Below are 17,266 nucleotides of genomic sequence, written 5' to 3'. Positions count from 1 at the left end.
GTGTTCGTGTTCAGCGGCGGCAGTCGTATGCCAGCCCGGGGAGCATTTGGTGCGCGCGGCCCACCGGCACTTCCATCACGTCCTCGCCGCGGCGGATGGTGATGACGTCCTGCGGCCCGAGTCGGGAGAAGAATACGTCTTCCCAATCCAGCCGCACTGCCATCTCGAACCCGTTGCCGGTCTCGACGACGCGCGCCGGATATTCTTCCAAACCCTCCATTCCCATCAGGATGGTGAAGCGGTCGCCGGGGCGTGCATCGCCGAGCGCGGGCATGGTGAACTGCACCGTGCCGGGCGCAACGCATTGGGCCCGCATCAGTCGGTCGTCGGTCTGGGGAAAGCCGTAGCTCACATTGTTCGTGCCCGGTTCCTGGTACCAGACATAGTCGACGCCGCCCTGCGTCGGCTCGGGCCGCTGCGGTTCGTTCTGCGCCCAGCGGGGGCGGCCCGGGCGGCGCGGATAGCCGCGCTTGGGCTCGGGCATCGGCGCGGGCGCCGCAGTGGGCGTCCACGCAAGGCGACCGCCGGGCGAGCAGCGTGCGATCACGTCCGCCAGCATCCGCTCGCCGCCGCGCGCGTCCACATGGATCATGTTGAACATTTCGCCGATCTTGATGCGTTCGCCGTTTACGAGCGCTTGCAACAGCTTGTCGTTATGGCGCGGCGTGATGTGAAACTGCCAGCCGTTGCCGCCCTCCATGCTGTCGCCGAAATAGCTGCTGCGCCGCCCGCCGATGTCGGTCCACACCGTCACTCGGCTCATCGGGCGCGACATACGCGTTTCCCAAGGGCCGACGATCGAAACCTTGCCCATCTCGTCGCACGAGACGAGTAGCGCGCGATCGTCGGTACGGGGCACGCCATAGCCTACGGCGTTGTTGCCCGCGTGATGCCAGCGATAGCGCTGTGCCTGAGCCTGTCCGGCCGCGACGAGCGCAATGCCCGCCGCCGCGACGAGAATTCCCCTGATCCGCATGTGCTTCCCCCCTTGCGCCTCGGTGACCACCGATGGCAGTCGTCGAATCTTTCCCCGTTAGGGCGCGCAAAGACAAGCTTGTACAAGGATGCGATCGGCAATAGTCTTTCAGGCTGTTCGATCGAGCGGAAGCCTCATTTCTTCATAACTGCACAAGTGCATCGATCGCCGCTTGCAGGATGATCGCCGCAGCGACCGAGTCGATCCGTTCGGCGCGTCTGGCGCGGCTGGCGTCCTGTTCGATCAGCGTGCGCTCGGCGGCGACGGTGGACCAGCGCTCGTCCCACAACAGGATCGGCAATTCGAGCTCGGCGAGGTTTCGCGCAAAGGCACGAGTCGATTGCGAGCGCGGGCTCTCGCTTCCGTCGAGATTGAGCGGCAGGCCCAGGACGATGCCTTGCACCACCTGCTTGCCGATCAGTTCGCCAAGCGCCGCCTTGTCCTTGCTGAACTTCGCCCGGCGGATGAGCGGAGCCGGGCTGGCGAAGCTCCACCCCGCGTCGCACAGGGCGGTGCCGATCGTCTTGGTGCCGAGGTCCAGCCCCAGCAGCCGCCCCCCGCCGGGAAGCGCGGCGCGAAAGGCCGAAGCATGGGTGGTGGGGGCAAAGGCGGCCATGATCGCGCTGGATGGCGGCTAGGCGCCGAACGCGGCCAGCCGCCGCGCCGCATCCGCGCGGATGTTCGCCCAGAAGAGGCTATAGTCATAGACGTGATAATTGTTGCCCGGCTGAAGCACATAGGGGCCCATTTCCGGGACGTCGCTGCCGATCAACAGGATGCCGCGCCCGTCGCAGCGCGCGGGAATCCGCCCGGGAACCATGGTCGCGTTGGCGAGCCGCGAATCGGGGATCAACGTGCCCAGATTGGCTTGCGCGGGCGCGCTGTCGCCGGCGCGCCCGGTGACGGGATTGGTGCACACCAGCGGCGTGCCCGCCCGCGAGGCGCCGGTGAAACCGGTCGTCGCGTCGAAGGTGTCGAAGATCAGCGAGGGGTCCGCCGGCTCCGAAAAGCTCTGCCACGAAAGGATGCACCCTGCCTGGTCCGGCCCTTCGCAGGCCGGAAGCCCCATCGCCGGAAGATCGGCAGTGGCCGAAACCGGCCAGCCGACGACATAGGCTGCGACGATGCGGTCGGCGAGCGGCGTGCCCGCGATTCGCTCCGCCAGCAGCCGGGAGAGGTGCAGCGCGCCCTGGCTGTGCCCGGCGAGGACGATCGGCCGGTCGCCCGCCTCGTCGAGGAACTGCTCGAAGGCGGCGAGCACGTCGCGATAGGCGAAGTCGAGCGCCTGCTGCGCCTGCTGCTTGCTCGTCAGGAACGCGCCGAAGGTCGCCTGGCGATAGCGCGGAGCCCAGATCGCGCCCACTTCGTTGAAGGCGCTTGCCTGTCCGCGCAGGAAGATCTCGGCATAATTGTTGGCCCGGGCGTCGTCGAGCGGCGCGTTCCAGCGGCTGCGGTCGAGGAACGACGTGGGATGCAGGAAGAACACGGCTGCCGCCGGATCGCCGGCGGGCTGGAAGCCCTCGGGGGTCCAGAGCGCGGGATTGCCCGGCTTGTCGGGCCGCGCGATCCACATGTCGGCGCGCGCATAGGCGCTGGGCGGTGCCTCCGGCAGCGGCGTGAATTCGGCGCTCGGCACCATTGCCTGGCGCATGATCTGCATGCCCCAATAGCGGTAGGTGAAGGCGGCGGCGAGTGCGAGCATGATCAGGATCGCTATCCCGTAGAGGAACTTCCGGGCCAACCGGCACTCTCCATTGTGCAATGCAACAAAAACCGATGCGGGTGCAACTTCGTTCCCGTGCCCGCCGATTGCTGGCAGCGCAACCATGATTGACCGAGACACGCTCCGGCCCGATGCCACGACTGGGGAGGACCCGCGAACATGAACGATTCGACTCCGATACAGGACGAACGCGATTGGCCCGCCCGCCCGCTGATCCTGGCGGCGATCGGACTGGTTGCCGGAATTCTGTGCCATCTCGTGCTCGGCGATGCACCGGAGCCGGGCATTGGCCGGATCGAAGCTGCCGCCACGGTCTTCATCGTCGCAATCGCGGGGCTGATCGGATTCACGCTGGAGCGGCGGTCCTGGATCGCCGCGCTGCTGTTCGCATTCGCGGCGGCGGTGGTCGCGGCGCTGGTGACGTGGTGGAACGGCGCGCCGACCGGCTGGGAAGCGGGCGAGGCGTGGCGGATGATCAGCCTGGCGCTGGCAGTCGCGATCGCGGCGCCGCTGTTTCAGGCGGCACGCGACTCGGGCGGCTGGCGCTTTCCCTATGCGTCGGTGCACGATCACGCCTGGACCAATGTTGTGCTGTGGTGCGCCGCCTGGGCTTTCGTCGGCGTCGTCGTCCTGCTCCTGCTCCTCCTCGATCAGCTCTTCCGGCTGATCGGCATCGAATGGATCGGCGACCTGACCGGCGAGGCGATCGTCTGGCGCGCGCTGGTCGGGCTGGCGTTCGGAACCGCACTCGGCGTCCTGCGCGAGCGCGACCCGACGGTGCATCTCCTCCAGCGCGTGGTCGCGACGGTGCTGGCGGTGCTCGCGCCGGTCCTTGGGATCGGCCTGCTCCTGTTTCTCGCCGCGCTGCCGTTCACTGGCCTGGGCGCGCTGTGGGACGCGACGCGGGTGCCGACGGCGATCCTGCTCACCTGCGTGATCGGCGCGCTGGTGCTGGTGAATGCCGTGATCGGCAACGCGCCCGAGGAAGAGTCGCGTGCGCGACCGTTGCGCTGGGGCGCGATGGCACTGGGAGTGGCGATGCTGCCGCTGGCGGTGCTCGCCGCGATCGCGACCGGGCTGCGCATCGGCCAATATGGCCTCACGCCCGAGCGGCTGTGGGCAGTCACGTTCGTGGCGATCGCGACCGCCTATGGCCTCGCCTATCTGTCGGCGCTGGTGCGCGGGCGCGGAGGCTGGGCGGGCCATCTGCGCCCGGCGAATCTCCGGCTGGCACTCGGCGTGTGCGCGCTTGCGCTGCTGCTCGCGACTCCGCTCGTGAGCTTCAACCTGCTCGCCACGCGCGACCAGATCGCGCGGCTCGAAGCGGGAGCGATTCCGCCGGAGAAGTTCGACTGGGCGGCGCTCGCCTATGATTTCGGCCGGCCGGGACGTGCCGCGCTGGAGCGGATCGCTGCCCAGGGTCCCGCTGAGGCCCGCGAGCGGGCGCAGGCGGCGCTGGAATCGGACAATCGCTGGCTTCTCGCCGAGGATCAGGCAGCCGAGCTGGCGGCGCAATCGATCGAATCGCGAATCCGGATCCTGCCGCGCGAAGTGCCGCTGCCGGAGGGATTGGCGGAGGCACTTGCCGGCTGGGATGCCTGTGGACGGAACACGGAGCAACGCTGCACGCTGCTGTACGAGGCGGGAGCCGAACGTGCGATGGTCCTGCTCGAGTCCTGCTACGCGCGTCCCGAACCGGAACGCGCTGAGGCGAGCCCGGTGAAGTCCCGCCTCCACAGCATAGCGCCGCTTGCGGATTGCGCGGCACCGCGCCACTTCGCCTTGCGCGAGGGGAACTGGCAGGTGACGAACCCCGCCGATGCGACGGACGCGAGCCCCGCGGCCCAGGCGGCACGTGCGCAGGGCTATGCGCGCGGTGACATCGAGGTGCGCACCGTGACACGCCGCCAGCTTTTCGTCGGCGGCCAGCCGGTGGGCAAGGCGTTCGAATAGAATTGCGCGGGGCGCGCGCGGGGTGCTAGCCGCGCGGGCATGTCCGTCGATCAGAACACCGTGCGCAAGGTAGCCAGCCTCGCGCGCATCGCCATCACCGACGAGGAGGCCGAGCGGCTGACTCCGGAGCTGAACAACATCCTCGGCTGGGTCGAGCAGCTGGGCGAGGTGGATACCTCCGCCGTCGAGCCGACGACCGCCGTCATTGCCAACACGCTGCGCCTGCGCGCCGACGTGGTGACCGACGGTGATCGCCGCGACGCAGTGCTCGCGAACGCGCCGCAGGGCGAGCATGGCTTCTTCACCGTGCCGAAGGTGGTCGAATGACCGAGCTTACCGATCTGGGTATCGCCGCGATCCGCGACGGGGTGCGCGACGGCAGCTTCTCCGCGGTCGAAATCGCGGAGGCGTTCACCGCTGCGGTCGCCGAGGCGAAATCGCTCAACGCCTTCATCGTCGAAACGCCCGAGCATGCGCTCGACGCCGCCAGGGCCGCCGACGCCGCGCGCGCCGCGGGCGAGACGCTCAAGCCGCTCGCCGGCGTGCCGATCGGGATGAAGGACCTGTTCTGCACCAAGGGGGTGCAGACCACCGCCGCCAGTCACATTCTCGAGGGCTTCGTGCCGCCTTATGAATCCACCGTCAGCCAGCATCTGTGGGATGCCGGCGCGGGGATGCTGGGCAAGCTCAACCTCGATCAGTTCGCGATGGGTTCGTCGAACGAGACGAGCTATTTCGGCAACGTCATTTCGCCCTGGCGGCGCGGCGGCGGCGACAATGCGCCGCTCGCCCCCGGCGGCTCGTCGGGCGGCAGCGCGGCGGCGATCGCGGCGCGGCTCTGCCCGGGGGCGACCGGCACCGACACCGGCGGCTCGATCCGCCAGCCGGCGGCGTTCGTCGGCATCGCGGGGATCAAGCCCACCTATGGCCGCTGCTCGCGCTGGGGCGTGGTCGCCTTCGCCAGCTCGCTGGATCAGGCGGGGCCGATGGCACGCGACGTGCGCGACTGCGCGATCCTGCTCGAGGCGATGTCCGGGTTCGACCCCAAGGACGCGACTTCGCTCGACCTGCCGGTGCCGCAGTGGGAAGCCGGGCTGAACGCCGACCTCAAGGGCAAGCGCATCGGCATTCCGAAGGAATATCGCGTCGAGAACATGCCGTCCGAGATCGATGCGCTGTGGCAGCAGGGTATCGACTGGATGAAGGACGCGGGGGCCGAGATCGTCGAGGTCAGCCTGCCGCACACCAAATACGCGCTGCCGGCCTATTACATCATCGCCCCGGCCGAGGCCTCGTCGAACCTCGCGCGCTACGATGGCGTGCGCTACGGGCTGCGCGAGCTGCCCGAGGGCGCGAACCTGCAGGAAATGTACGCCGTCACGCGCGCCGCCGGCTTCGGCGACGAAGTGAAGCGCCGCATCCTGATCGGCACCTATGTCCTCTCGGCGGGCTTCTACGACGCCTATTACACCCAGGCGCAGAAGGTGCGCACGCTGATCGCGCGCGATTTCGAGAACGCCTGGATGCAGTGCGACTATCTGCTCACTCCGACCGCGCCGAGCGCGGCATTCGCGCTGGGCGAGAAATCGGCCGATCCGCTGGCGATGTACTTGAACGACGTGTTCACCGTGCCGAGCAGCCTCGCCGGGCTGCCCGCGATGAGCGTGCCGGGCGGGCTCGACAAGCAGGGGCTGCCGCTCGGCCTCCAGATCATCGGCAAGCCGCTCGACGAGCAGGGCGTGCTGAACGCGGGGCTCGCAATCGAGCAGCGTGCAGGTTTCACCGCGCGGCCGGAGGCTTGGTGGTAGACAGTATTACCGTGAAATGGTAATACTTCGGCTATGGGCAAGCAGAGCCGGATGACTGTCAAGGGTCAGGTCACAATTCCCAAGGACGTGCGCGATGCGCTCGGCCTGAAGCCGCATGAGCCGGTCGAGTTCGTTTGGAACGAAGCTGGGGAGGCGGTGATCCGCAAGCCGGCAACTCAGCCGGCAGAGGATTTCGACGCGACGTTGCAGCGCTTTCGCGAAAAGGCGGCCGAGTGGGCGGGCTTCTTCCCGGAAGGAATCGATTCGGTCGAATATGTCAGGGAACTGCGCGGTGGTGAGGACCCCTCGCTGACATGATGATCGACACGAATGTCGTCATCGACCTCGTCACGCCCACTTCGCCATGGTTCAACTGGGCAGTCCGCGTCATGGCGAAAGGCACGGCAAGCGGTGGCGTGACGGCAAGCACGATCGTGGTCGCCGAACTTGCAGCGCAAAGGAGCAGTGACGCGGACATCGTCGGCAAGCTCGGGCGGCTTGGCGTCCGGCCAGTCGATTTCGACGCCGTTGGCGGTTGTCGTGCTGGGCGCGCGCAAGCGGCCTATCGGGCCGCCGGGGGCAAGCGAGAGAAGCTATTGGGCGACTTCCTGATCGGCGCGCATGCCGTCTCCCGCAACGTTCCGCTCGCCACGCGCGACCCAAGCTATTATCGCCGCTACTTTCCCGACCTCACGCTCATCACACCCGAGACCGAGAATGGCTGACGCAACCGCACCCTACCGTATCCATGGCGACACCGGCGAATGGGAGGTCGTGATCGGCCTCGAGGTCCATGCGCAGGTCACCTCGCACGCCAAGCTCTTCTCCGGTGCCTCGACCGAATTCGGCGCCGAACCGAATACGCAGGTGTCGCTGGTCGACGCCGCGATGCCGGGGATGCTGCCCGTGCCCAACCGCGAGTGCATCCGCCAGGCGGTGCGCACCGGCATGGCGCTGGGCGCGGCGATCAACAAATACAGTCGGTTCGACCGCAAGAACTACTTCTACGCCGATCTGCCGCAGGGCTATCAGATCAGCCAGCTCTATCACCCGATCGTCGGCGAAGGCGCGATCGACGTTCAGCTCGACGAGAAGGACCCGGAGTCGCCAACCAAGACGATCGGGATCGAGCGCATCCATGTCGAGCAGGACGCGGGCAAGCTGATGCACGATCAGCATCCCACGCGCTCCTATGTCGATCTCAACCGCTCAGGCGTCGCGCTGATGGAGATCGTCAGCCGTCCCGACATGCGCTCGCCGGTCGAGGCGGGGGCGTATCTGTCCAAGCTGCGCTCGATCCTGCGCTATGTCGGCAGCTGCGATGGCAATATGGACCAGGGATCGATGCGTGCGGACGTCAACGTCAGCGTGCGCAAGCCCGGCGCCGAGTTCGGCACGCGCACCGAGACGAAGAACGTCAACTCGGTCCGCTTCGTCATGCAGGCGATCGAAAGCGAAGCGCGCCGCCAGGTCGAAGTGCTCGAAAGCGGCGGCAAGATCGTTCAGGAAACGCGCCTGTTCGATCCCGACAAGGGCGAGACCCGGTCGATGCGGTCGAAGGAAGACGCGCACGACTATCGCTACTTCCCCGATCCCGACCTGCTGCCGCTCGAGCTGGACGACGCATTCCTCGAGGAATGCCGCGCCAGCCTGCCCGAGCTGCCCGACGCCAAGCGCCGCCGCTACGAGAGCGAGATGGGGCTGAGCGCCTACAACGCCGCGGTGCTGACCGCAGACGCCGACACCGCCCGCTGGTTCGAGGCGCTGCTCGCCGAAAGCGCGCGCATCCAGAAGAAGGGCGAGCCCGAAGTCGCGCGCGCGGCGTCGAATTGGCTGATTTCCGACCTGTTCGGCGCGCTCAACCGCCTCGGCAAGAGCATCGACGAGAGCCCGGTCAGCCCCGAGCAGGGCGCCGAGTTGCTCGGCCTGATCGCCGACGGCACCATCTCGAACACGCTGGGCAAGCAGGTGTTCGAGATCATGCTGGAGACCGGCGACGCCCCGGGCAAGATCGTCGAAGATCGCGGGATGAAGCAGACCAGCGATACCGGCGCGATCGAGGCCGAGATCGCCAAAGTGCTCGACGCCAACCCGGACAAGGTCGCCGACTATCGCGGCGGCAAGGACAAGCTGTTCGGCTTCTTCGTCGGTCAGACGATGAAGGCGATGAGCGGCAAGGCGAACCCCGCGGTCGTCAACGAGCTGCTGAAGAAGGCGCTGGGGTAGGCAGAGCATTTGTCGGAGGCGGACTGCACGTTGCGCCCGCCTCCGACAGGATGGTTTGCATCAGGTCTGGCGGGCGGTTGCCGGCGCCTGGCACTCGCCGTCACGCCAGATCAGGCCAATGACCTGACCCGCCCAGTTCGGCAGCCAGTTCAGCACGCTGGTGGCGCAGAGGCGTGATGCAATCTGGGTGGCGATGTCCTGCAGCTTCTCTCCCTCGGAATCCGGGGACTTTGCGGCGGCGCTGAACCACTCTGCCATCGCCACATCGAGCTGCGCCTGACTACCGCTGTCGATATCGAGATAGAATGCCCGGTCCTGCCCGTCGAGCGCGAGCAGATAGGCAGTACTGCGTTCGAGACCGTATTTGGTGAGCAGAGCGTTCGCCCGTGTGCGATCGAACTGGTCGATCATCGCCCCGCATTTCGCGTCGAGATCGCCGGACGGCACCTGTGTCGCGTTCAGCATCCAGTGAGTCTCGACCGGAACATGCTCGGGCATGATCTGGGCGGCATCTTCGGCGCTCACCAGGCGTTCGAAGGCGCGGCAGATCTTCATGTTCCGGCCGCGGTCGTCATCGTCCAGGATGACGAAGGCCTGTGTACGATCGAACTGCAATGGTTCGCTGCGGAGAAGATAGTCGCGGACCGAAACATAGTTGCCTTCAAATCCAGTTGCAGCCGGCGGCGGCGGTGCAACCGTAGCGCAGCCGGCCAATGCTAGGGCCGAGCAAAGCGGGATCAGATTCTTCATGGTGCCTCCCATCGCGTTTCCGTGACCAATCGCACCCGGCGGCACTATTTTTCCGGTATGCGAATCAGATGCGACCGGCGCAACTATGGCAAATACTGAAGCAATGGCGAGTCGCCTCCGGGAGACAGGATCGAATCCGCTGGCGACGGATACTGTACTTTCGATGATCGGCGACGGCGGATCGGACGCGCCTGGAAAGCGCATTGATCCCGGCGTGGCATAAGCGGCGCGTGCACCCGAACAACCAATTCGCGGTTCTTGCTTGCCCGTTTCACCTGCGGAACGAGTAATGGGATGTTGATCTGCGGGCGTTGCGGCTGTCAAATCCGTGCGTTCCCATAACGGAACCACTGCTTTCAAGTAGATCGCTGGAGGGGCAACTACTTAGATCGCGCATTTTAGTTTGCGTGAACTCCGGAACCAAAGCTGTCGCTATCCTTTCGACTTTTATCCCACGGAAAATTCCAAAGGAGCGAAAGTCGATGGCTGAGATCCCCGTTGAGAAGAAATCAGGAATCCCCGGTTGGGTGTGGATCCTGCTGGCTGTGTTGCTGATCGGATTGCTGCTGTGGTGGCTGCTCGGCAGCGACGAAGAGGCCACTCCCTATGTCGCCGAAGACGTAGCGGTCGAGCAGGTCAATACGACCGCCGCCGTTCAACCCTTCGTCGTCGGGCAGCAAGTCGACCTGAACGATTTCCGCGTGACCGAGTTGACCGGCGACATGTCGTTCATGGGTGAATCGCAGGGGCGTCAAGCCTTTGTCGTATTCAATCAGGAACCCACGCCGGGCGACGCGACCGAAGGCGAGTACGACATCAATCCGGGCCAGACGATTGCGCTGGAAGGCCGCGTGATGGCTGCGAGCCAGCCGCTGCCGGACGGTGTCGATGCAACCGTCCCCTCGGGCATGTCCAGCTACATCTTTGCGGACTCGCTGGAGATCATGGAGCGCAACTGAGAATAGCCTGCCCAGCCCCAAAATGAATCGAGGAATTAAACATGAGACATGATCGCCGCTACGAAAAGCTTGACAGTCTTTCCAACTACAAGCTCGAGCACAAGTCGCAGGATATTCGCGGTTACCCCTTGGTCAGCCCTGAAGGTCGCCAGTTTGGTGTGATCGACGATCTGCTGGTCGGCCCAGACCATGATCGCGTGGTGGCGGTGCGCCTTGAAGACGGGCGCTGCTGCGCCGTCGAGCCGCTCGAAATTCATGACAATGTCGTGGTTTATGGCGAAGCGGCCCGCGCCTTTGCCGCTCGGGACAATCAATATGGTTCGGCCGCGGTGGTCGAGGAAGAGCGCATTCCGGTCGTCGAAGAGCGTGTCGCGATCGGCAAGCGTGTGGCCAGCGGCGGCGACGTCATCACCGTACACAAAGGCGTTCATGCCGAGACGGTGAGCGAAGATGTCCACCTGCGCGACGAGAGCGTGAGCGTCGAGAAGCGCCCGGTGAACGAGCGGGTCAGTTCCGAACGGGCCGAGGCTCTGCTGAACGAGGGCGATCGGACCGTCTCGATGACCGAACGCGACGAGGAGGCCGTCGTCGCGAAGGATGCGGTCGTCACCGACGAGGTCGTCGTTCGCAAGACTGCCGAGGACAAGGTCGACCGAGTCACCGAGACGGTGCGCAAGACCGATGTCGACGTGGAGAAGGGTACCCGCCGGCACGACGACCGGACCTGAGTGTGGGTTTGACGACCTGATGGCGGGGCCGGTCGCACTGCGCGAACGGCCCCGTTCTTGTGTCCGGAGCACCGGGCGCGGCTGCAAAGGAAGGATCTGGTTCGCCATGAAGGACAAGCAGACGACCACGGGCGAACGCACCGTGGTCGAGGAAGAGATCATCCCGGTCGTCGAGGAGCGCGCGCGGATCGAAAAGCGCGTGATCGCCGGACGCACAGTCACCGTGCGCACGCGGCCCGTATCCGAAACCGTGAAGCTGAGTGAATCCCTGAGCCGTGAGACCGTGTCGGTCGAGCGGCACAAGGTGGGCAGGGTGGTCACCGAGATTCCCGACATCCGGGAAGAAGGCGGAACCACCGTGCTGCCCGTGGTAGAGGAGCGGATCAGGGTCGTGCGCGAACTGGTGCTGGTCGAGGAGATACATCTCAAGCGGGAGCGCTCGTCCGAGAAGTTCGAGGCCGAAGTCGAACAGCGTCGGACTATCGTCGAGATCGACGAGGAATAGGCGGCCGCACGTCATCCCCCAGATCGGGGCTCTTCCGGCGCGTCGCCTTCGCCGCTGCTGTCCCGCCCCGACCGATCGACTGCCTACCTGGCCTGCGCCTGCCAGCTCGGTTGCAGCTTCGCTTCCATCTTGCGAAGCTCCTCGTCGAGCAGTTCCACCATCGCATCGTCTTCGTCGGCAACGGCGAAGCGGATGCGCGTGGAAAGCTCATTGATCGCGTATCGGGCATGCGCCACGGCATTGCGTTCGCGATCGATCGCTGCGGTGGCGCTGCTTGCAAGTGCCGTCATCAGCCCCAGCGCCGTCGCGTCCACCGTCCGCGGCTTCTGGTCCAACAGGCAGAGCGTGCCGAGGGCGAAACCGTCGCTGGTGACCAGCGGCACCGCATAATAGGCGCGCACGTTCATTTCGATCACCGCGGGAGCGAATTTGAAGCGTGGCTCGCACCACGCGTCGGAGACGCACAGCGGGGCAAAGCCCGGAACCTGGATCGCCGCGTCGCAAAAGCTGTTCGGCCGAGGAAATTCTCGCGGGTCGAAGCCATAGGCGACCGCGAGCCACAGCCGGGACCGATCCACGATGGACACCGCGGCGAATGGAAAGTCGGTCGTCTTCGCGGCCTGTTCGACGATCTGGGAGAGTTCGGGATCGCCCTGCATGCCGAACACGCCGCTCGTCAGCACGCGTACTTGCCGACGAGCCTCGGCGAGTCTCGCGTGTGCGCTGTCATTCTGGTTCACGTCCATATGGCCTCGACGACGGAGATGGAGACTGGCGCTGCGATAGAATGCGGCGTTGGAAGTTATTGAAATATTACCATAACCTTCTGGAATCGCAACGGCCATGCGCAGCCCCGGCGCGACGGGCGCAAGCCGGCGCCGCGGCATCTGCTGAGAAGGTCGGAGCGGCCGTGCTGCCCGGCCGCGCCGCGCCTCCAGCCGCCCGCATAGCTAGGCCGCGACGCGCGGCGTGGTTTCGGCTACCCGGATCGCATGCGCGATCCCAACACGCCTACCGCCGCCCGCTGGCGCTACATCGGCCCCGGAATCGTCGCCGCTGCCACCGGAGTGGGTGCGGGCGATCTCGTCGCCACGCTGATCGCGGGCTCGCGCTTCGGCTACGCGCTGCTGTGGGCGGCGGTGATCGGGTGCGTGGTCAAGATCGCGCTGGCGGAAGGGGCGGCGCGCTATCATCTCGCCACCGGCAGCACGTTGTTTCAGGGCTGGCGGTCGCTGGGGCGATGGACCGGCTGGTATTTCGGCGCCTATGTCCTCGTCTGGGGATTCATCTACGGCGCCACGGCGATGAGCGCGACGGCGCTGCCGCTCGCCGCGCTGTTCCCGGTGCTGCCGCTCTGGGGCTGGGCGGTTGTCGCCGGGCTCAGCGGCTTCCTGTTCGTCTGGTTCAACCGCTATCTGGTGTTCGAAGCCGCGATGAAGCTGCTCGTCGCGGTGATGTTCGTCGTGATGATCGGGCTCGCCATCCTGGTCGCCCCGCGCTTGCCCGAAGTAATCGCCGGCCTCGCGCCCAGCGTGCCGCAGGGATCGCTTTTCTACACGCTGGCGCTGATCGGCGGCGTCGGCGGCACGATCACCACCGCCGCCTATGGCTACTGGGTCGATGCCAAGGGCTGGCGCGGCCCCGCATGGATGGGCGTGATGCGGCTCGACAATAACGTCGCCTATATCGTCACCGGCCTGTTCGTGATCGCGATGCTGATCGTCGGCGCCGAGCTGCTGTACGGGGCGCAGGTCGCGCTTTCCTCGGGAGATCGCGGGCTGCTTGATCTGGGTGATATCCTCGCCGAGCGGTTCGGGCGCCCGATCGCCATAGTCTTTCTGCTGGGCTTCGCCGCCAGCGCCTTTTCCTCGCTGCTGGGCGTGTGGCACGGGGTGAGCCTGATGTTCGCCGATTTCGTCGCCCACTCACGCGGCACGGCATCGTCCGCCGAAGGCGAGGGCAGCCTGCCGTTCCGTGCCTATCTGCTCTGGCTCACCTTCCCGCCGATGGCGCTGCTGTTCCTCGACCGGCCCTTCTTCCTCGTCATCCTCTATGGTGCGTTCGGCGCCTTCTTCATGCCATTCCTGGCGGTGACGCTGCTGTTGCTGCTCAACCGGCGCGACATGCCGGTCGAGGGGCGCAGCGGCTGGCTGAGCAACGGTGTGCTGGCCATCGCCGCCTTGCTGTTCGTCGCGCTGTGCGGTCAGCAGCTGTGGGAGCTGGTACGCGGCTGACGGCGCGTGCTTGGCATCAGAGGCAGATCGAACCGGCGAGCACAGGCGCACCGGTGTAGGCAGTCGCTACAAGTCCGACCAGCGCGAGCCCGATTGCCAGCAGCCCCAGAAAGTCTCGACTGCCGTGTGCGAAGCGCCAACTCATCCAGGCGAGCAGCGCCAGAAAGCCGAGCCACAGCAGGACCAGCATCGCGCGCCCGAGGCTGAGCGGGCCGAGCCTGGTCGCCTGCCAGCCCGCTGCGCAGACGAGGCCCTGAAGGCCGTAGAGTGCCGAAAAGGCGACAGCCCAGACGATCAGGCCCGAAACGGCGCGGAGCAGCGCGATCATGCCAGCAACCGCGGAATGTGGACGGTCAGCAGCACCACCATGCCCGTGCCGGCGCCATAGCCGGTCCATAGCCCGGCGATCCGGCGCTCGGCGCTGCGGCGCTGCGAATGATAGCCCGCGCGGGCGCGCAGCAGCGCGAAGCTCTCGCCGAGCAGCGCGAGCGCGACGTGGAAAAGGGCATAGCCGAGCAGCACCGCCACCACGGCGTTATAGGCGTGCTCGGTCGGCGGCAGTGCGCGGAAAAAGAGCGTCGCCAGCAGCGCCAGCAGCACGAGCGACAGCCCCGCGATCGGCAATGCCGAAGCTGCGGGTCTATCGCGGCGGAGCCGCAGATATGCCGAGCGCGCGCCCCAGCCGGCGAGCGCCGCACCGAGGATTCCGAGCGCCGGGTCGATCCAGGTGCCGTCGATCAGCCGCGGCGGCGGCCAGTCGGGCGCTACCGTCCAGAGATAGGCATAGCCGAACAGCAGCGATCCGAAGAAGGTGGCGTCGGCCGCCAGCAGGAACACGCTGCCCCACCATCCCGGCGGATCCTGCGCCTCGCTATGGAGCGGCGCGGTTTCGCCCTTGCCGATCGGCAGGCGCCCGAAATCCTGTTTGCGCCCCAGCACCCACGCCCAGCGCCAGCCGAGCACCCCCAGCGCGGCCAGCGGCAGCGGTGCGAGCCAGTAGAGCTTGAGCAGCATCGCGACGAAAAAGGCCCCGGTGACGGCGGCGGTGACGATCGGAAGCAGCGTGTTGCCCGGCAGTACGACGACATGGTCGATTCGGCCGCTCGCGGTCTCCACCGCCATCGTCTCACGCCAGCCGTTGCGCGGTTCGCCGAGATAGCCGTCCCCGCGCGCGAGCTCGACTGCGAGGTCCGGGCGGCCCTCGAGCGGGTCGCGGTCGTCGACCCGGGGAATGCTGGCGATGTTGTAGCTGGGCGGCGGCAGCAGCATCGCCCATTCGAGCGTGCCGGCGTTCCACGGATTCCGGCGGGTGCGCGGGGCGTGGAAGAACTGCAGCGACAAATCGATCACGAACAGCGCGATTCCGAACGCCAGTACGAAGCTGCCGACCGAGGACAGGAAGTTGTAGCCGGTCCAGCCGATGTCGGCCGGGTAGGTCTCGATGCGGCGTGCCTGCCCGAGCAGCCCGACGATGTGCATCAGGAAGAAAGTGAGATTGAACCCGACGAAGATCAGCCAGAAGGCAGTCACGCCCAGCCGATATTGCCGCTGACGCCCGGTGAAATGCGCGAGCCAGTAATAAGCGGCCGCCAGCATCGGAAAGACGAAGCCGCCGACGAGGACATAGTGGAGGTGCGCGGTCACGAAGGCGCTGTCGTGCGCCTGCCAGTCGAAGGGCACGACCGCGACCATGACGCCGGTCAGCCCGCCCATCACGAAGACGACGAAGAAGCCGATCAGATACAGCATCGGCATCCGCATCTGCGGCCGTCCGGCCCAGAGCGTGCCGAGCCAGGCGAAGATCTGGACCCCCGTCGGGATCGCCACCAGTGTCGAGGCCGCCGAGAAGAAGGCGAGCGCCATGTGCGGGATGCCGACGGTGAACATGTGGTGGACCCACAGCCCGAAGCTGAGGAAGCCGAGCGCGATCACCGCCGCGACGATCCAGCCATAGCCGAGGATCCTGGTGCGGGCCATCACGGGCAGGATTGTCGAGACGACGCCGGCTGCGGGCAGGAAGATGATGTAGACCTCGGGATGGCCGAACAGCCAGAACAGGTGCTGCCACAGCAGCGAATCCCCGCCGCGGCTTGCATCGAAGAACGGCCAGCCGAACGCGCGCTCGAGCTCCAGCAGCACCGATCCCAGGATCAGCGGCGGAAAGCCGATCAGCATCATCATCGCCGTCACCAGCATGTACCAGGCGAACAGCGGCATCCTGTCGAGCGACATGCCCGGCGCGCGCAGCTTCAGGATCGTCACGACGATGTCGATCGCGGTCACGATCGCCGAAATTTCGACGAAGGTGATGCCGAGCAGCCAGAAATCGGAATTGATGCCGGGCGACCAGGGCTTGGACGAGAGCGGCGTGTACAGGAACCAGCCCGCGTCGGGCGCCACCCCGAGCAGCATCGACAGGAGCAGCAGCGATCCGCCGAACAGATAGCACCACCAGCCATAGGCGGTGAGGCGCGGAAAGGCGAAGTCGCGCGTGCCGAGCAGCTTGGGCAGCATATAGATCGCAAATCCCTCGAACATCGGGATCGCGAACAGGAACATCATGATGCTGCCGTGCATCGTGAACAGCTGGTTGTAGACTTCGGGACCGACGAACGCGCTTCCGGGCGTGGCGAGCTGCGCCCGGATCAGCATCGCCAGCACGCCGCCGATCAGGAAGAAGGCGAAAGCCGTCAGCATCAGGCGGATGCCGAGTGTGCTGTGGTTGACGGTGGAGAGCGAGCCGCGCCAGCCGCGCGGCGTGCCCCAGATCTCCTCGAACGCGCGATGCAGCCGCAGCGCCTTCATGCGCCGCCTCCCGCCTGGAACCGTGCCCATCCTTCGGCATCATGCGCGATCACGCGGAAATTGTGGCGGGCGTGGCCGATGCCGCAATATTCGGCGCACACGCCGGGATAGACGCCGGGTTCGTCGGCTTCGATGCGCAGCACGTTGCGATGCCCCGGGATCGCGTCCATCTTTCCCGCCAGCCGCGGCACCCAGAAAGCATGGATCACGTCGCGCGTCGTCAGCACCACGTCCACGGGCCGCCCCGCGGGAATGTGCAGAACGTCCTGCATCTCGATCGGTGCGCCTGCTTCGATCTGGTGTCGGAAGGTCCAGCGCCAGCGGCTGCTCTCTGCCTCGACCCGCACGAGCCGGGGGTCCTCGCGCGGCAGCAGCCGCTCGCCAGCGACGAGCCCGTAGAACAGCAGCGCCGCAAGAACCGCCGACGAGAAGACGAGGCCACCTCCGACGATCCACAGGCGCGGCGAAACCGGCCGCCGCTGCCGGCGCGTGAAGGCGAGCGCGAGCAGCACCATCACCAGTCCGAAGATCGCGCCCGCGCCGGCCAGCATGATCCACCAGATGGTTCCGATCGTCTCCGCCGCCGGCCCCGCCGGATC

Annotated in this window: 18 protein-coding genes; 10 read left to right on the top strand and 8 right to left on the bottom strand. The window is 66.4% G+C overall.

The features are described 5' to 3' along the window. Positions 1 to 10: 10 nt before the first annotated feature. The 3 genes from ACQ450_RS05640 to ACQ450_RS05630 all read right to left on the bottom strand — a co-directional run bounded on the left by ACQ450_RS05640 (position 11) and on the right by ACQ450_RS05630 (position 2,717). Positions 11 to 976 carry a hypothetical protein gene (locus ACQ450_RS05640; protein WP_431470840.1) on the bottom strand — a complete coding sequence of 322 codons (966 nt, stop codon included), beginning with the start codon at positions 974 to 976 and terminating at the stop codon, positions 11 to 13. Between the two features lie 142 nt (positions 977 to 1,118). Further along, positions 1,119 to 1,592, bottom strand: a complete 474-nt coding sequence (gene ruvX / locus ACQ450_RS05635) for a Holliday junction resolvase RuvX (RefSeq protein WP_431470839.1) — start codon at positions 1,590 to 1,592, stop codon at positions 1,119 to 1,121. An 18-nt stretch (positions 1,593 to 1,610) separates the two neighbouring features. Next, positions 1,611 to 2,717 (bottom strand): DUF3089 domain-containing protein, encoded by a 1,107-nt coding sequence (locus ACQ450_RS05630; RefSeq protein WP_431470838.1) that lies wholly within the window; start codon positions 2,715 to 2,717, stop codon positions 1,611 to 1,613. A 141-nt stretch (positions 2,718 to 2,858) separates the two neighbouring features. Here ACQ450_RS05630 and ACQ450_RS05625 point away from each other — a divergent pair, with 141 nt between their 5' ends. The 6 genes from ACQ450_RS05625 to gatB are packed head-to-tail and all read left to right on the top strand — an operon-like array spanning position 2,859 to position 8,686. Next, positions 2,859 to 4,652 (top strand): DUF4153 domain-containing protein, encoded by a 1,794-nt coding sequence (locus ACQ450_RS05625; RefSeq protein ID WP_431470837.1) that lies wholly within the window; start codon positions 2,859 to 2,861, stop codon positions 4,650 to 4,652. 39 nt (positions 4,653 to 4,691) lie between these two features. Further along, positions 4,692 to 4,979 carry an Asp-tRNA(Asn)/Glu-tRNA(Gln) amidotransferase subunit GatC gene (gatC, locus tag ACQ450_RS05620; RefSeq protein ID WP_188055710.1) on the top strand — a complete coding sequence of 96 codons (288 nt, stop codon included), beginning with the start codon at positions 4,692 to 4,694 and terminating at the stop codon, positions 4,977 to 4,979. Continuing rightward, positions 4,976 to 6,460: an Asp-tRNA(Asn)/Glu-tRNA(Gln) amidotransferase subunit GatA gene (gatA, locus tag ACQ450_RS05615; RefSeq protein ID WP_431470836.1), complete on the top strand. Its 1,485-nt coding sequence runs from the start codon at positions 4,976 to 4,978 to the stop codon at positions 6,458 to 6,460. The genes gatC and gatA overlap by 4 nt, the downstream gene beginning before the upstream one ends. A gap of 33 nt (positions 6,461 to 6,493) precedes the next feature. After that, positions 6,494 to 6,778 (top strand): AbrB/MazE/SpoVT family DNA-binding domain-containing protein, encoded by a 285-nt coding sequence (locus ACQ450_RS05610; RefSeq protein WP_431470835.1) that lies wholly within the window; start codon positions 6,494 to 6,496, stop codon positions 6,776 to 6,778. Continuing rightward, positions 6,775 to 7,185 carry a type II toxin-antitoxin system VapC family toxin gene (locus ACQ450_RS05605; RefSeq protein WP_431470834.1) on the top strand — a complete coding sequence of 137 codons (411 nt, stop codon included), beginning with the start codon at positions 6,775 to 6,777 and terminating at the stop codon, positions 7,183 to 7,185. The genes ACQ450_RS05610 and ACQ450_RS05605 overlap by 4 nt, the downstream gene beginning before the upstream one ends. Then, on the top strand, positions 7,178 to 8,686 hold the full coding sequence (gene gatB, locus ACQ450_RS05600; RefSeq protein WP_431470833.1) for an Asp-tRNA(Asn)/Glu-tRNA(Gln) amidotransferase subunit GatB: 1,509 nt from the start codon (positions 7,178 to 7,180) through the stop codon (positions 8,684 to 8,686). The genes ACQ450_RS05605 and gatB overlap by 8 nt, the downstream gene beginning before the upstream one ends. 60 nt (positions 8,687 to 8,746) lie before the next feature. On the opposite strand, the gene ACQ450_RS05595 is transcribed toward gatB, so the two are convergent. Next, positions 8,747 to 9,436: a hypothetical protein gene (locus ACQ450_RS05595; RefSeq protein ID WP_431470832.1), complete on the bottom strand. Its 690-nt coding sequence runs from the start codon at positions 9,434 to 9,436 to the stop codon at positions 8,747 to 8,749. Between the two features lie 482 nt (positions 9,437 to 9,918). On the opposite strand from ACQ450_RS05595, the gene ACQ450_RS05590 reads away from it, so the two are divergent. The 3 genes from ACQ450_RS05590 (at position 9,919) to ACQ450_RS05580 (ending at position 11,628) form a co-directional block, all read left to right on the top strand. Beyond that, a complete protein-coding gene (locus tag ACQ450_RS05590; RefSeq protein WP_431470831.1) occupies positions 9,919 to 10,395 on the top strand; it encodes a hypothetical protein in 477 nt (158 codons plus the stop codon). A 41-nt stretch (positions 10,396 to 10,436) separates the two neighbouring features. Further along, positions 10,437 to 11,123 (top strand): DUF2382 domain-containing protein, encoded by a 687-nt coding sequence (locus tag ACQ450_RS05585; RefSeq protein WP_431470830.1) that lies wholly within the window; start codon positions 10,437 to 10,439, stop codon positions 11,121 to 11,123. A 106-nt stretch (positions 11,124 to 11,229) separates the two neighbouring features. Then, a complete protein-coding gene (locus tag ACQ450_RS05580) occupies positions 11,230 to 11,628 on the top strand; it encodes a DUF2382 domain-containing protein (RefSeq protein WP_431470829.1) in 399 nt (132 codons plus the stop codon). 83 nt (positions 11,629 to 11,711) lie between these two features. On the opposite strand, the gene ACQ450_RS05575 is transcribed toward ACQ450_RS05580, so the two are convergent. Further along, positions 11,712 to 12,311, bottom strand: a complete 600-nt coding sequence (locus ACQ450_RS05575; RefSeq protein ID WP_431470828.1) for a GAF domain-containing protein — start codon at positions 12,309 to 12,311, stop codon at positions 11,712 to 11,714. Between the two features lie 309 nt (positions 12,312 to 12,620). On the opposite strand from ACQ450_RS05575, the gene ACQ450_RS05570 reads away from it, so the two are divergent. Then, on the top strand, positions 12,621 to 13,862 hold the full coding sequence (locus ACQ450_RS05570) for an Nramp family divalent metal transporter (RefSeq protein ID WP_431470827.1): 1,242 nt from the start codon (positions 12,621 to 12,623) through the stop codon (positions 13,860 to 13,862). 16 nt (positions 13,863 to 13,878) lie between these two features. Here ACQ450_RS05570 and ACQ450_RS05565 read toward each other — a convergent pair whose 3' ends face one another. Genes ACQ450_RS05565 through ACQ450_RS05555 form a run of 3 tightly spaced genes read right to left on the bottom strand, consistent with a single transcriptional unit; the run spans position 13,879 to position 17,218 of the window. Continuing rightward, positions 13,879 to 14,190: a hypothetical protein gene (locus ACQ450_RS05565; protein ID WP_431470826.1), complete on the bottom strand. Its 312-nt coding sequence runs from the start codon at positions 14,188 to 14,190 to the stop codon at positions 13,879 to 13,881. Further along, positions 14,187 to 16,667: a cytochrome c oxidase subunit I gene (gene ctaD / locus ACQ450_RS05560; RefSeq protein WP_431470825.1), complete on the bottom strand. Its 2,481-nt coding sequence runs from the start codon at positions 16,665 to 16,667 to the stop codon at positions 14,187 to 14,189. The genes ACQ450_RS05565 and ctaD overlap by 4 nt, the downstream gene beginning before the upstream one ends. After that, positions 16,664 to 17,218, bottom strand: coding sequence for a cytochrome c oxidase subunit II (locus tag ACQ450_RS05555; RefSeq protein WP_431470824.1), 555 nt, complete (start codon positions 17,216 to 17,218; stop codon positions 16,664 to 16,666). The genes ctaD and ACQ450_RS05555 overlap by 4 nt, the downstream gene beginning before the upstream one ends. Positions 17,219 to 17,266 lie beyond the last annotated feature (48 nt).

It is taken from the genome of Sphingosinithalassobacter sp. LHW66-3 (assembly GCF_050703275.1).
Lineage (GTDB): Bacteria > Pseudomonadota > Alphaproteobacteria > Sphingomonadales > Sphingomonadaceae > Sphingomonas.
This window is presented reverse-complemented; position numbering and strand designations above follow the sequence as displayed.

Coding starts and splice junctions, on each gene's coding strand:
- gatA (WP_431470836.1), top strand. CDS start 4,976: ATGACCGAGCTTACCGATCTGGGTATCGCCGCGATCCGCGACGGGGTG.
- gatC (WP_188055710.1), top strand. CDS start 4,692: ATGTCCGTCGATCAGAACACCGTGCGCAAGGTAGCCAGCCTCGCGCGC.
- ACQ450_RS05625 (WP_431470837.1), top strand. CDS start 2,859: ATGAACGATTCGACTCCGATACAGGACGAACGCGATTGGCCCGCCCGC.
- ACQ450_RS05580 (WP_431470829.1), top strand. CDS start 11,230: ATGAAGGACAAGCAGACGACCACGGGCGAACGCACCGTGGTCGAGGAA.
- ctaD (WP_431470825.1), bottom strand. CDS start 16,667: ATGAAGGCGCTGCGGCTGCATCGCGCGTTCGAGGAGATCTGGGGCACG.
- gatB (WP_431470833.1), top strand. CDS start 7,178: ATGGCTGACGCAACCGCACCCTACCGTATCCATGGCGACACCGGCGAA.
- ACQ450_RS05640 (WP_431470840.1), bottom strand. CDS start 976: ATGCGGATCAGGGGAATTCTCGTCGCGGCGGCGGGCATTGCGCTCGTC.
- ACQ450_RS05590 (WP_431470831.1), top strand. CDS start 9,919: ATGGCTGAGATCCCCGTTGAGAAGAAATCAGGAATCCCCGGTTGGGTG.
- ACQ450_RS05555 (WP_431470824.1), bottom strand. CDS start 17,218: ATGCTGGCCGGCGCGGGCGCGATCTTCGGACTGGTGATGGTGCTGCTC.
- ACQ450_RS05585 (WP_431470830.1), top strand. CDS start 10,437: ATGAGACATGATCGCCGCTACGAAAAGCTTGACAGTCTTTCCAACTAC.
- ACQ450_RS05565 (WP_431470826.1), bottom strand. CDS start 14,190: ATGATCGCGCTGCTCCGCGCCGTTTCGGGCCTGATCGTCTGGGCTGTC.
- ACQ450_RS05610 (WP_431470835.1), top strand. CDS start 6,494: ATGGGCAAGCAGAGCCGGATGACTGTCAAGGGTCAGGTCACAATTCCC.
- ACQ450_RS05570 (WP_431470827.1), top strand. CDS start 12,621: ATGCGCGATCCCAACACGCCTACCGCCGCCCGCTGGCGCTACATCGGC.
- ACQ450_RS05595 (WP_431470832.1), bottom strand. CDS start 9,436: ATGAAGAATCTGATCCCGCTTTGCTCGGCCCTAGCATTGGCCGGCTGC.
- ruvX (WP_431470839.1), bottom strand. CDS start 1,592: ATGGCCGCCTTTGCCCCCACCACCCATGCTTCGGCCTTTCGCGCCGCG.
- ACQ450_RS05605 (WP_431470834.1), top strand. CDS start 6,775: ATGATGATCGACACGAATGTCGTCATCGACCTCGTCACGCCCACTTCG.